We start from the raw sequence: 12,587 nt of genomic DNA on the forward strand, positions 1-12,587 counted from the left end.
CCACCCCGCGCCGGTTCAGATTGTCCCCTGCCGCATCATCCCCACCACCGCGTCGCAGGCACGCGCGGTGAGCGCCATGTAGGTGAGCGAGGGGTTCTGGCATGCCGAAGAACTCATCTGGGCGCCGTCGGTCACGAACAGGTTGGCCGCATCGTGCGCCTGGCTCCACTTGTTCAACACCGATGTCGCCGGATCATTACCCATCCGCGCGCCGCCCATTTCGTGGATCGCGCTGCCGCCCGGATTGGGCTTGTCGAAGCCCATGATGACCTGACCGCCGGCATGGCGCATCATTTCGCCCGCGTCCGCCTTGGCCTGCGTCAGCGCGGCATGTTCCTCCGCACCGAAGGCGAAATCGACCTTCAGCAAGGGCAGTCCGTTAGCGTCGGTGCGCGTGCGATCGAGCGTCAGCCGGTTGGTCTTGCGCGGCACGCAGTCGGCGAAGGCGACCAGGACCATCCGCCACGCGCCCGGTGGCTGGAGCGAATCCTTGTACGCCGCGCCGATCCCGGCCTCGCGCTTGCCGCGTGTCCAGCCCGATTGCAGAGCGCCGCCCTGATAGGAGAAGCCACGGCTATGCCCCACGCCGTCCATCCGATCCATGTTGCGAAAGCGCGGAATGACAACGCCGGTCGGCCGGTTGCCAAAGGTGGTCCACTGCTCGAACCCCGGCATCAGAGCCATCGCCGCGAGCGTGCTGGCATGGTCCATGATGTGCGTGCCGAGAACCCCGCTCGAATTGGCGAGGCCGTTCGGCATCGCTTCGCTGGCGGAATTGAGCAACAGGTGCACCGAGTTGAACGCGCCGGCGTTCAGAAACACGATGCGCGCCGTGGCGCTGCCGCGCGCCTTGGTCTTCGTGTCGATCCAGCGCACGCCGGTAACGCGGCGGGTGGCGGGATCATAGTCGATCTTTTCCACCACCGCGTCGGTGACCAACGTCAGGTTGCCGGTGTTGCGCGCGGCGGGCAGCGTGCTCGACTGCGTCGAAAAATAGGCGCCGTAGGAACATCCGCGCGCGCAGATCGATCGACGCTGGCATTCGGCGCGTCCTTCCTTCGCCTCAGTGAGATTTGCGGTGCGCCCGATGGTCAGCCGCCGCTCCGGCCAGCGCGCCGAAATCCGCTCACGCACCGCCTGCTCGACCACGTTGAGCGCCATCGGCGGCTGGAACTTGCCGTCGGGCAGTTGCGGCAACCCTTCGGCCGCGCCGGACACGCCGATGAACTCCTCGACCTTGTCGTACCAAGGCGCAATGTCGGCATAGCGGATCGGCCAGTCGATGCCATGACCGTCGCGCGCGTTGGCGCCGAAATCATAGTCCGACCAGCGATAGGATTGCCGCCCCCAGGTGAGCGAGCGCCCGCCGAGCTGATAGCTGCGGAACCAGGTGAAATCGGTCCCTTCGCCCTGGCTATAAGGGTTCTCGGCATCGTTGACGAAATGCGGCTCGGTGAATTCGGTGAAATGGCGGTTGAGCATCTGCACCGGATATTCCCGCGCATATTTCTGCGCGTCGCCAATGCCGCGAAACGGCATCTCCCACGGCGCCTTCGTCTCGGTCGTATAGTCGACCTGATGCTCGATCTTGCGCCCACGCTCAAGCATCAGCACTTTCAGCCCCGCCTCGGTCAGTTCTTTGGCGGCCCAGCCGCCTGTGATGCCGGAGCCGACGACGATCGCGTCGAATTGCATGTCGTTTGCCATCAGCCGAAATCCACCGCTGTCCAGTCGCTCGAATAGGCGCGGTCGCCCGGCTTGATCGCGACGGCAGGGTCGTAACGGCCCGGCGTCAGCTCATAACGCAGCTCGCGCGCGCCGCCGGTTTCGGAAGTATAATAGCCGGTCAGGATCAATCCCTTCACTTTCTTCCAGGGGTGGTCGCCTTTCGCCGCATAGGCGTCGGCGTCGAACTTGGTCAGCAGCGCGGCCTGGCGCGCTTCCGGCTTGCCGATCCAGTTGCCGTTCGCGGCGCGATCAAGCTCCGCCTCCAGCCAGTCGAGATAGCGCAAGCTGCCGTCCCGGCGCAGATGGGCGATCGCGAGCGGCGGCAGCGCATCGGACGCAGCCGGGCTGCGTGTGCCATCCAGCCCATGCTCCAGCGCGAGGATCACAAAGTCGCCGACACCCACATCGCCTGCCCCCGCTGTCGCGGTGCACGGCACGACCAGTTGGCTCACGGCGCGCATCATCGTCCGCTGACGGTCCGTCGGCGCGTCTGCCGCATCGGCTTTCGACAGCATGACCACCGCGGCGGGCAGGCCCACCACCGCCGCCAGCAACGCCGCCGCGCCACCCAATTCCCGCCTGCTCCATCCCTCCTGGGACATGCTCTTCCTCTCCCTGCCGGCCCTTGCCGCTATCGATTCCCGCTGATATCAGAATGTATATTCTATTTCTAGCGGGAGAGTATGATGCTGAGGATGTCGCGCATGATGCCGCTCGGTACGCCGGCGCCGGACTTCGCGCTGAGCGACACCGAAGACAAGGTGCGAACTCTGGCGGATGTTGCGGGCGCCAATGGCCTGGTCGTCGCCTTCATCTGCAATCATTGCCCGTTCGTGCTGCATGTCATCGATGCGTTCGTGGCGTTCGCCGGCGAATGCCAGGCGCGCGGGGTGGGCGTCGTTGCTATTTCGTCCAACGACATCGTCGAATTTCCCGAGGATGATTTCGCGCATATGAAGCGGTTCGCGATCGATCGCGGCTTCACCTTTCCCTATCTGCACGATTCCGACCAGCGGGTCGCGATCGCCTATGAGGCGATCTGCACGCCCGATTTCTTCTTGTTCGACCACGATCTGCGACTCTTCTACGCCGGGCAGTTCGACGCCAGCCGGCCTAAGATCAACCGCCCGCCGGTGCCCGGCCTGCCGCCGCTCCGCACCGACCTGCCGGTGACGGGCCAGGATATGCGCCGCGCGGTCGATGCGATGCTGGCGGGCGAAGCGCCGCCGCAGCCGCAACAGGCGAGCGCCGGCTGCTCGATCAAGTGGCTGGAAGGGAATGAACCGGAATGGGCGTGACCGAGTGCATCTGGGTGCCCGCCGCCGCGGTCGTGCCGCAAGAGCGGGGCATCGAATATTTCGCGCCGGTCGATGGCGCTGACTGGTCGGACGGCTTTGGATGGCATCGCGGCTTCTTTTCCAGCTTCCGGCTGCGCGCAGGCAAGGAAGCCTGGTTCCACTTTCCGCTGCCCACGCCCGTCATGCGCGAAGGCCAGCCGATGGCACTCGTCCAATTGTCGCTGATGTGGGAGGTGCTGGACGGCGCGCGACTCCATTGGCTGGTGCTCCAGCATGGCGGGATGGAGCGGCTACCTTTGACCGAGCGGCTGGTCGAGCCGCCAAGCGAGCCGGAGCCGTTCGATCCGCCCGACCAATGGCGCGACTATTATCCGGCGTCGGCGCGGCGGCTGACCACCCTCCCGTTCAGCCCGGTGCTGCCGCTGCGTTTCGGGCTGCAACTCTGCATCGGAGTCAGCGCGGCGGACGCCGACGGCACGGTCCGCTTCTATGGCGCAGGGGCCGAATTCGCGCCGGCGGGCTGACCGTCCCGAGCGCGCATCCGGGCAAGATCGGCGCGGATGCGGGCCTGCTTTTCCGCCGACACGTCGAACCGTCCGACCAGCCACGCCATCGCCATGCCCGCCACCAGGATGAGGCCGGTGACGAACCAGGCGAGCGCGCGCACCTTGTCCTGCGGCATCTGATCGACCGGCAGGCCGGCGGGGAAATCGATGATGCCGAGGAACGATCCGGCGGAGAGCGCGACCAGACCGCTACCGACCTGAAGCCCGATGAACATGAAGCTTGCGACCAATCCCTGCTGCGGCTTGCCCGTATTTGCCTCATGCTCGTCGCCGATATCGTAGGTCACGGTATTGAACGGAACGACGTAAAGACCATAGGCAAAACCGCCGAGCACCCGGAACAGGAAGACGAACGCTCCAATTGCCGCCGTCGCGGGCAGCGGGGCAAAACCGAGCAACGGCAACAGCACCGCGCCAGCCTGCACCAGGAAGAACACGGCAAGGCCCGAAATCATCGCCGCGCGGGTTCCAATGAGCTTCATCCAAGCAGGCGCGACAAACATCGCCACGATCGACCCACATACGCCTGCGATCAGCAGGCGCGGCGTCCACGCGCCGTCGAGCTGCCAGAAATAGGTGGCGAGGTGCAGCGTCAGCTGATTGACGACCGAATTGACGAACAGCACGAGCAGCGCGACCAGCAGCAGAAGCCCGACATTGGGCGTCAGCCGGATCGCGGCGGCAAGGCGACGGAAGAGTTGCGGCAGCGTTTCGGGCGCTTCGGCGGCGAGCGTGCGGTCAAGCCTTTCCACCTGCTTCATCCGCGATCGCGTGCCGAGCAGGCCGACGATCATCAGCGTGCCGCCCACCGCTGCCACGAACAGCCCGAAATCGGGATAGGGTGCGGGGTTAAGCTGCGGCTTGGTATAGCCTCCGCCCGGCACGAAGAACCAGGCGAATGCCGCCCAGGGCACGGTCAGGATCGCAAGCTGGTTACCCATGTTGCGCATGACCGCGACCAGATTGCGCTCGCCGCTGTCGCGGGTCAGCTCCCCGCCCATCGCATAGGCCGGCACAGTCCAGAAGGAGATGCCGACCCGCGCAAGCAGGCCAAAGCCGAGCAGCCAGGCAAATATCTGCCATTGGCCAAGATCGGCCGGGACACGGAACACCATGGCGATCCCGATGACGAACGGCACCACCGCCGCCGCCATCAGCGTATGCCGCCGACCGAGCGGGGCGCGGTCCATCCGGTCAGACAAAGCGCCGATATAGGGATCGGCCACGGCGTCGAACACCAGAATGACGGCGAGCGCCAGGCCGAGCAGAAAGCCGCTCAGCCCGATCACCTGCGCGTAGTAGAACAGCACGAAAGCGTCCCAGGCAAAGCTCTTGATCAGCTCCGGCATGGCGCAGGCCATGAAGGCAAAGCGCGTCGACCAAGCGAGCGGCGGCAGCTGGCCCGCCTCGACCGCGACCATCAGGCGATGCCCATGATGCGTTTGTTGAGGTCGCGATCAGCGCCCCCGGCGGCAAAATCGTCGAAGGCATGTTCTGTAACGCGGATGATATGGCGGTCGATGAACGGCGCGCCTTCCGCCGCGCCCTGTTCGGGGTGCTTGAGCGCACATTCCCATTCCAGAACCGCCCATCCGGCGAAGTCATACGCCGCCATCTTCGAGAAGATGCCGCTGAAATCGACCTGCCCATCGCCAAGGCTGCGGAACCGGCCGGGTCGGTCGACCCAGCCCTGGTAGCCGCCATAGACCCCTGAGCGGCCATTCGGCCGGAACTCCGCATCCTTCACATGGAAGCATTTGATGCGCTCGTGATAGATGTCGATGAACTGGAGATAGTCGAGCTGTTGCAGCACGAAGTGGCTGGGATCATAAAGAATGTTGGCGCGCGGGTGGTTGTTCACCCGCTCCAGGAACATCTCGAACGTGACGCCATCATGCAGGTCTTCGCCCGGGTGAATCTCGAAGCCGATATCAACCCCCTCGCCGTCGAAATGATCGAGGACAGGCCGCCAGCGTCGGGCCAGTTCGTCGAATGCATCCTCCACCAACCCGGCGGGGCGTTGCGGCCAGGGATAGGCATAGGGCCATGCCAGCGCGCCCGAAAAGCTGGCATGCGCCTTGAGGCCAAGGCGGCGACTGGCGGTCGCCGCCGTCTTCACCTGATCGACGGCCCATGCCTGCCGCGCCGCAGGGTTGCCACGCACATGCTCCGCCGCGAAGCCGTCGAATTGCGCGTCATAGGCGGGATGCACCGCGACCAGCTGCCCCTGAAGATGGGTCGAAAGTTCGGTGATCGACAGGCCGTGGGACGCGGCTATGCCCGCCACTTCGTCGCAATAATCCTGGCTCTCCGCCGCGCGGTCGAGGTCGAACAACCGCTTGTCCCAGCTGGGGATCTGAATGCCCTTATAGCCCAATGAGGCGACCCAGGCCGCGATGCTGTCGAGCGAGTTGAACGGCGCGGTATCGCCCGCAAATTGGGCGAGGAAGATGCCCGGCCCTTTCAACGTCTTCATCGCCCTCTCCTTACAGTGTCAGATCGACCCAGCCGGCGTCGTCGCGACTCGCCGCAACCGCCGTCTCGATGAACGCCATCCCGCGCAGCCCCTCCGCCGCGCCGGGCAGCAGCGGCGCGGGCTCGCCGCGCAACTGTGCCGCGAAGTCGCGGTAGAGATTGGCAAACGCCTCCAGATACCCCTCGGGATGCCCGCCCGGGGTGCGGCTGCGCGCGCGGGCATCGACGCCCAACGAAGCATCGCCCGCGCGGACGATCTCGGTCCGCCCGTCCATAGCGTGCAGCGTCAGTTCGTTCGGTGTCTCCTGCCGCCAGATAAGGCCGCCTTTGTCGCCATATATCCTAATACGCAGCCCGTTAAGTTCGCCCACCTCGATCTGCGAGGCGAGCAGCACGCCGCGCGCGCCGTTGTCGAAGCGCAGCAGAACCGTACAGTCGTCGTCAAGCAGCCGGCCGGGCACCACCGCCGCGAGGTCCGCCAGCAGGCGCGTTACCTTAAGGCCAGTGACGAACTCCGCGAGTTGAAAGGCATGGACGCCGATATCGCCGATGCACCCCCCAGCCCCGGCTCGCGCCGGGTCGACGCGCCATTCGGCCTGCTTGCCATTCGCCGCGCCGGCCAGCCAGCCTTGCGGATATTCGACAACGACCTTTCGTACCGTCCCGATCGCGCCGGCGGCGATCCGCGACCGCGCTTCGCGCACCAACGGATAGCCCGAATAGGTATAGGTCAGCCCATAGGGCCGCCCCGCCTGCGCGACGAGGTCGGCAAGGTCGCGCGCTTCCGCCAGTGATGCAGTCATCGGCTTGTCGCTCATCACCGCGATCCCTGCGGCGAGCGCGGCGCGTGCGGCGGGAAGATGATGATGGTTCGGGCTTGCGATGGTCACGAAATCGATGCCGTCCTCGCGTACGGCCTCGGCCGCGAACATCGTCGCGAGGTCAGGATAGGCCCGGGCGGCATCGATGCGATAGTCCAGCGCGGCGGCGCGGGAACGGCCGGCGTCGCTGCTGAACACGCCAGCGACCAGTTCGATTTCGCGGTCCAGCTCGGCGGCTATCCGATGCACCGGGCCAATGAACGCCCCCGGTCCGCCCCCGATCATCCCCATCCGCAAGCGCATATCTGCGTCCCTCGCTTATAACCCTGACATCGGCAGCGCGGCGACATTCACGATCAGCGCCGTTCCAGCATCCTCGGCATGGCGGGCCAGCCGCACATCGACCTGCTCGCCAAGATCGGTCCAGCCATGGTCGGACCAGCGCATGAAGCGCCGCCGCGCAAGCGGAAGCCGCACCCGCGCGCTTTCGCCGGGGGCAAGGTGAACCTTTGCAAACCCGATCAGCGTGGTTTCAGGCTGGTCGCGATAGAGTTGCACGACGTCGCTGCCGGCCCGCGCCGAGACGTTGGCGACAGTCACCGCGACGGCGTTGCCCTCTACGGCAGCCTCGCTCCACTCGAATGCCGCATAGCCCGACCCGGCGCCCAGCGTGTGCCGCGCCGGCCTGCCAGCGGCAATGAGGCCGCGATAGCCAAATCGTGTCCCGTCCGTATAGCGCAGTTGCCCATCCGCGTCGGGCTTCAGACAATAGCCGGGATAATCGGCCTCGTCGCGCGCGATCGTCACGGGCATGCGCCCGCCCGGCTCCCGGTCGCCCGCCAGCACGTCGGCGATGGCATGGGCGAAGCCTTCGCCGGGATACCAAGCGCTGATGAGCGCCGCGCCGCGCTCCTCCCAAGAGGTGTCGAACGCATGGCCGACATTGGCGACGATGATCGTACGAGGATTGGCGGCGGTGACACGCTCGATGAGTTCGATCTGATCGGGTGCCAGAAGCGTGTCCGGGCGATCCTTGCTCTCGACGCTCGAGTCCGATGTCTCGCCGACCATCAGCACCACGGCATCGGCCTGCCGCGCCGCATTCTCGGCAGACGCCAGCAGCTCTTCCCGGCTGCCGGGCGCGCGGATGCCGTACCATAACCCGTGGACGCGGGCCGGCTCGAACGTGAACTCGACCACCACGTCGACCGGCACGCCGGCGGGCAATTCGATCTCCGCGATGGAGGAGTCGCCAGCCTTGAGCACCCCCATCACGTCGCCGGGCGGGCACTGCGTCGTCGCGACGACTTCACGCCCGTCCACCAGCATCCGCGACACGCCGGTCGCGCCCAGATGGAAGCGATAAATGCCATCGCGCCGCGGCATGAACCTGCCGCTTGCGCGGATCGAGCCGCCGGCGGCGAACTTCGCCTGTTCGTGCACGCCGACGAACCATACCAGCGAATTGGTGTCGCGCGTCTCGCTCGAGATCGGCGCGCCCGAACAATCCTTGCTCTCGAAATAGTCCAGCGTCATGCCACGCATGCAGCCGTCGTCCAGGTCGCGCGCAGGCTCGACATTCATATTCGGCAGGCGCGGCGCGGGATCGACACCGGGCTCGAACAGAATGGCGCACGATTGACCGAAGCGGCTGCGGATCGCATCGATCGGCGAGGGCAGATCGGGCGAAACCGATATCTTGGCGAAGGTGCCGCCCTGGAAGCAGGGCGCGGCGGCATTGGGCCCAATCACCGCCAATGTCCCGAGCGCGTCGGGCGCCAGCGGCAGGATGCCGCCTTCGTTCCGCAACATGACGAAGCCGGCAGCCGCCGCCTCGACCAGCAGCGCGTCGATCTCGTCGGCACCCAGCGGGACCGTCTTCGGCCCGGTCGCCCGCCGCGCGAGCGCCGCGACACGCGCGGCAGCATCGTCTATCCGCGCACGATCGATCTCGCCCGCCCCCGCCGCGATTGCCGCCTTCGGCCCGAGGAAGCGGGCCGGCCCCGGCATCTCCAGGTCGAGCCCGGCATTGAGCGTCGGCGCGGTCGAATGGGTGCCGAACCAGTCGCTCATGATCGCGCCGCGATAGTCCCAGTCGCCCTTTACGATCGTCGTCAGAACATGATGCTGTTCGGCGCAGTGCAGACCGTTGACGCGGTTATAGGCGGCCAGCATCCCCCCACAGCCGGCCTTTGCCGCGAATTCGAAGGGGAGCAGATAGACTTCACGCAGCGTCCGCTCGTCCACCCGGACATCGACATTATCGCGATCGGTCTCGCTGTCGTTGCAGACGAGATGCTTGACCACCGACATTGTGCCGGTGGATTGCAGTCCGTCGATCCATGCCGCGCCAAGCAGGCCGGCGAGGAGCGGATCTTCGGAAAAATATTCGAACGCACGACCGGCGAGCGGACTGCGTGCCAGATTGACGTTGGGCGCAAGTACGGCGTCGACGCCGCGCTCCACCGCCTCCTGCCCGACCAGCGTGCCGATGCGGCGAGCCAGATCAACGTCCCAACTCGCGCCAAGCGCCGTAGCGCAGGGCGAAAGCCGCGCGACGTCACGTTCGTCCACCTTGCCGCTGGCGATGCCCATGGGGCCGTCGCTCATCGTAAAGGCCGGGATATCGGCCTCCGGGATCGCTACAGACGACCACATGGCCCCGCCGGCCGTCAGCGATGCGGCCTGGTCGAGTGTCAGATCAGTCATTGGTGGAATTCCATTGCACAGCGCGGGCGAGCGGGCGGCGGCAACGGCCGCCGCCCGCACCGGGATCAGGCGGCGAGCGCCAGTTCCTTGGCGTCCTTGGTCGTCGGGACGAACGGCAGGTAAGATACGCGCATTCGCACCGCGAACTCGATGCGGTGGTTGCCCGGCGCCAGGCCGCCCGGCTTCAGCGCGATGATCCGCGCCTTTTCGCCGAAGTTCCAGCGGTCGTCATAGACCGTCTCCATCTGGTCGAGCGTGTAGGTCTTGCCGCGCACCGAGAAGCGCACGTCTTCCCGCGCGATCTTCTCGCCATCGACGCTCACCTGGATGTCCTCGACCATCGAGAGGCCAAGCCCGCGATAATAAGGCAGCCGGCCTAGAAACGCGAAGCCCTTGACCTCGCCATCCTCGACATAATTTTCGAACTGCTCGGTGCAGATCATCTTGTTGTCCATCATGGTCCGCTCTCCCCCTTACGCGGCCAGCGCCGTCGGCGCCGGTTCGCCGATCAGCTGTGCGAGCATCACCTGCTGGCGACGCACCTGCTCGACGCTGTCGGGCTCCTCGACGTCCTCGATCCAGCGATTGCCCTCATATTCCGAGCAGATATAGCCGTCATAGCCACCCTGCTTCAGCACATCGACGATCTTATCGTAGGGGATCGACGGCTCCACATAATCGGCGTTCATCTGGTAGAATTTGCCGTGGATATTATGGATGCGCGGCATGTAGTCGAGCATGCGCTTCGGCTCGAACGCCGAATTGTGGCGGATCACTTCCGCCATCGCGATCGACGGCCCGGTGCCACCCATCTGCTGGACGTTCAGGATCACATATTCGCTCAGCATCCGGTCCTCATACGCCTTGACGATATAGTCGGCGATATTGGCGGGGACGCCCAGACGCTTGAACTTTTCGACCATGACGGGCGGATAGGCATGGAGGAACATGCCCATGTCGGGCAGGAAGCCCAGCGCATCCGATCCACTCTTCTCGAAGGCTTCGGCATGGCGGATGATCCAGGGGTGGTCGAAATGCAGCGGCGCGTGCACCTCGATCAGGATCTTGATGCCCTTTTCCTCGGCATAGGGCGCGGCGGCGACCAGCACTTCAGGGGCGATCGAAACAAGAGCCCGGATATACTTCATGCCAAGGCGCGCGCCGAAATCGACATCGTTCCGCACGCTCGCGACCTGCTCTTCGAAGGGCATTTCGCGGCCCTTGTAGCGCTTATAGTCGAGCATGAAGTCGTGACTGACGGGCACGCAGTCATATTTGGCGATGAGTTGATGCCACTCGTCGATCTTCGCGTCTTCCACGCCAACCTCCGGCCAGCCCCAGAAGGTCTGCTCGCCGATGATCTCGATGCCGTTTGCGCCCAGCTCCGCGCTTGTGCGGATGCAATCCTCCAGGGTCATTTTGCCCTGAAACGTCTCGTTCTGATAGCTGTAAAGGCTCACGCCCCGCTTGATCGTACCCATAGATCCCCTCGCTCTCTCGGGTGCGGACTATTCCGCTTTTACTCGGCTGCGGCACTTGCGTCCATCGGGCATCCGAATTAGAACCTTCATTCTATAAAGGGTCGGGCAGGTCAAGCCCGAATTTGTCGGAGGGGATTTATCCACATGGCGTCTGGCGTTCGCATAATGGCACGCATGGCCGCGCTGATGCTGGCGGCGGCGTTCGGTTTCTTCGGCTATTTCAAGAGCTTCGCGGCGCGAGCGGTGCTTGAGCAGCATCATGCGTGGACCAATGCGTTGCCCGATATTCCGGGCCGCGCCGTCGGCCTCAGCGAGTTGATCGCCGCCGCCTTGCTGCTGATCTTCGGCGTGTTCCAACCCGAGCGGCGGCGCATCGTCGCCGGAGTCGCGCTCTATGCGATCGCCAATCAGGGCTGCGCCGCGCTGGTTCACATCATGCGCGGCGAAACGGCCGCGCTCCCCCAGAATGCCGTGCTTTCAGCGCTTGCGGCGCTGGTGCTGGCGGCATCGCGCTTCCATCACGTTCAACCAGAGGAGAATGAAGAATGAGGTTTTTGAAGCAGCAATTGATGCTGGCTGCGGCGGGTGCCGCGATCATGGGCGCGGTGCCAGCGTTGGCGCAGCAGCAAAGCATCGCCGATCTTAGCGCCAAGCTGGAAAAGCTGGAGCGCGCGACGACCGCCGCGCACGACCGCGCGGCTGTGGAGAATCTCTTCTCGCGTTACATGTATTTGCACAATGCGTTCCAGGACGCGCAGATCATCCCGCTCTGGGCGAAGAAGGGCACGCCGGGGATCAGTTCGCAATATTCGAACCTCGGCAAATATACCAATTGGGACAGCATCATGAGCTATCATCGCGACCGCCCGTCGCCGATTGGCAAGCTGGTGATGCACTATGTTACGACCCCGGTTATCGAGGTGGCAGAGGACGGCCAGACGGCCAAGGGCCTGTGGATCGTCAACGGCCTCGAATCGGGCCTTACCAAGCCCGAGCATGCCAAGAACATGCCGGCCTGGATGTTCGAACCCAATGTCGAAGTCGACGGCAAGAAGGTGTGGATGCACAATGTGTATCTCAAATATGGCATCGACTTCATCAAGCAGGACGGCCAGTGGAAGATCTGGCACTTCCACTGCTTCGAAACTGCGCGCGCGCCCTACTCGATGGGCTGGATCCCCTTTGCCGCGGCGGCGCAGGATGACGCCTTCAACGTCGACCTGATGTACGTCGGCGACGACGGCAAGCCGGTGTTCATGCCCAAGGCGGATGAACCAGTGACGGTGCGGAACAACACCTATCGCACGGACAGCGCGCAGTCGCTGGAGGCGAAGCCACCGGTGCCGTATCGCACCTTCTCCGAGACTTTCTCCTACTGACAAAAAGGGGGTGGACCACGATCCGCCCCCTTCCCCCTCTCATGTTGAACGCTAGAGTCGGATGACATTAGATTGATCCGTACCCCGAGTTGGTGAGATAATTGCGGCATTCGGCGGGACTGAAGGTATC

The 12,587-nt window shown here is 64.8% G+C and carries 12 protein-coding genes; 4 read left to right on the forward strand and 8 right to left on the reverse strand.

Annotated features, from left to right (window positions below; all coding sequences use genetic code 11):
- Positions 1 to 15: 15 nt before the first annotated feature.
- Positions 16 to 1,707 (reverse strand): GMC oxidoreductase, encoded by a 1,692-nt coding sequence (locus tag ACETPF_RS14640; RefSeq protein ID WP_373935276.1) that lies wholly within the window; start codon positions 1,705 to 1,707, stop codon positions 16 to 18.
- Complete coding sequence (locus ACETPF_RS14645; protein WP_373935277.1) at positions 1,707 to 2,330, reverse strand: gluconate 2-dehydrogenase subunit 3 family protein; 624 nt, start codon at positions 2,328 to 2,330, stop codon at positions 1,707 to 1,709. Before ACETPF_RS14645 ends, ACETPF_RS14640 begins: the two co-directional genes overlap by 1 nt.
- Before the next feature lie 84 nt (positions 2,331 to 2,414).
- Between ACETPF_RS14645 and ACETPF_RS14650 the strand changes: the two genes are divergently transcribed.
- Complete coding sequence (locus ACETPF_RS14650) at positions 2,415 to 3,026, forward strand: thioredoxin family protein (RefSeq protein WP_373935278.1); 612 nt, start codon at positions 2,415 to 2,417, stop codon at positions 3,024 to 3,026.
- Positions 3,017 to 3,550 carry a hypothetical protein gene (locus ACETPF_RS14655; RefSeq protein ID WP_373935279.1) on the forward strand — a complete coding sequence of 178 codons (534 nt, stop codon included), beginning with the start codon at positions 3,017 to 3,019 and terminating at the stop codon, positions 3,548 to 3,550. Before ACETPF_RS14650 ends, ACETPF_RS14655 begins: the two co-directional genes overlap by 10 nt.
- Here the strand turns inward: ACETPF_RS14655 and ACETPF_RS14660 are convergent.
- From ACETPF_RS14660 to ACETPF_RS14685, 6 genes are all read right to left on the reverse strand, one after another.
- A complete protein-coding gene (locus ACETPF_RS14660; protein ID WP_373935280.1) occupies positions 3,514 to 5,013 on the reverse strand; it encodes an MFS transporter in 1,500 nt (499 codons plus the stop codon). The genes ACETPF_RS14655 and ACETPF_RS14660 overlap by 37 nt on opposite strands.
- A complete protein-coding gene (locus ACETPF_RS14665) occupies positions 5,013 to 6,068 on the reverse strand; it encodes a sugar phosphate isomerase/epimerase family protein (protein WP_373935281.1) in 1,056 nt (351 codons plus the stop codon). Before ACETPF_RS14665 ends, ACETPF_RS14660 begins: the two co-directional genes overlap by 1 nt.
- A 10-nt stretch (positions 6,069 to 6,078) precedes the next feature.
- On the reverse strand, positions 6,079 to 7,191 hold the full coding sequence (locus tag ACETPF_RS14670) for a Gfo/Idh/MocA family protein (protein ID WP_373935282.1): 1,113 nt from the start codon (positions 7,189 to 7,191) through the stop codon (positions 6,079 to 6,081).
- A 15-nt stretch (positions 7,192 to 7,206) separates the two neighbouring features.
- Complete coding sequence (locus ACETPF_RS14675; RefSeq protein ID WP_373935283.1) at positions 7,207 to 9,597, reverse strand: beta-glucosidase; 2,391 nt, start codon at positions 9,595 to 9,597, stop codon at positions 7,207 to 7,209.
- Positions 9,598 to 9,662: 65 nt separating this feature from the next.
- The gene (locus ACETPF_RS14680) at positions 9,663 to 10,055 is read right to left on the reverse strand and encodes a C-glycoside deglycosidase beta subunit domain-containing protein (RefSeq protein ID WP_373935284.1); all 393 of its coding nucleotides are present in this window, start codon (positions 10,053 to 10,055) and stop codon (positions 9,663 to 9,665) included.
- A gap of 15 nt (positions 10,056 to 10,070) precedes the next feature.
- On the reverse strand, positions 10,071 to 11,078 hold the full coding sequence (locus tag ACETPF_RS14685; RefSeq protein ID WP_373935285.1) for a sugar phosphate isomerase/epimerase family protein: 1,008 nt from the start codon (positions 11,076 to 11,078) through the stop codon (positions 10,071 to 10,073).
- 165 nt (positions 11,079 to 11,243) lie between these two features.
- On the opposite strand from ACETPF_RS14685, the gene ACETPF_RS14690 reads away from it, so the two are divergent.
- A complete protein-coding gene (locus ACETPF_RS14690) occupies positions 11,244 to 11,627 on the forward strand; it encodes a DoxX family protein (protein ID WP_373935286.1) in 384 nt (127 codons plus the stop codon).
- A complete protein-coding gene (locus ACETPF_RS14695; RefSeq protein ID WP_373935287.1) occupies positions 11,624 to 12,457 on the forward strand; it encodes a nuclear transport factor 2 family protein in 834 nt (277 codons plus the stop codon). Before ACETPF_RS14690 ends, ACETPF_RS14695 begins: the two co-directional genes overlap by 4 nt.
- Positions 12,458 to 12,587: the final 130 nt, after the last annotated feature.

Source organism: Sphingobium agrisoli (assembly GCF_041877245.1).
Lineage (GTDB): Bacteria > Pseudomonadota > Alphaproteobacteria > Sphingomonadales > Sphingomonadaceae > Sphingobium.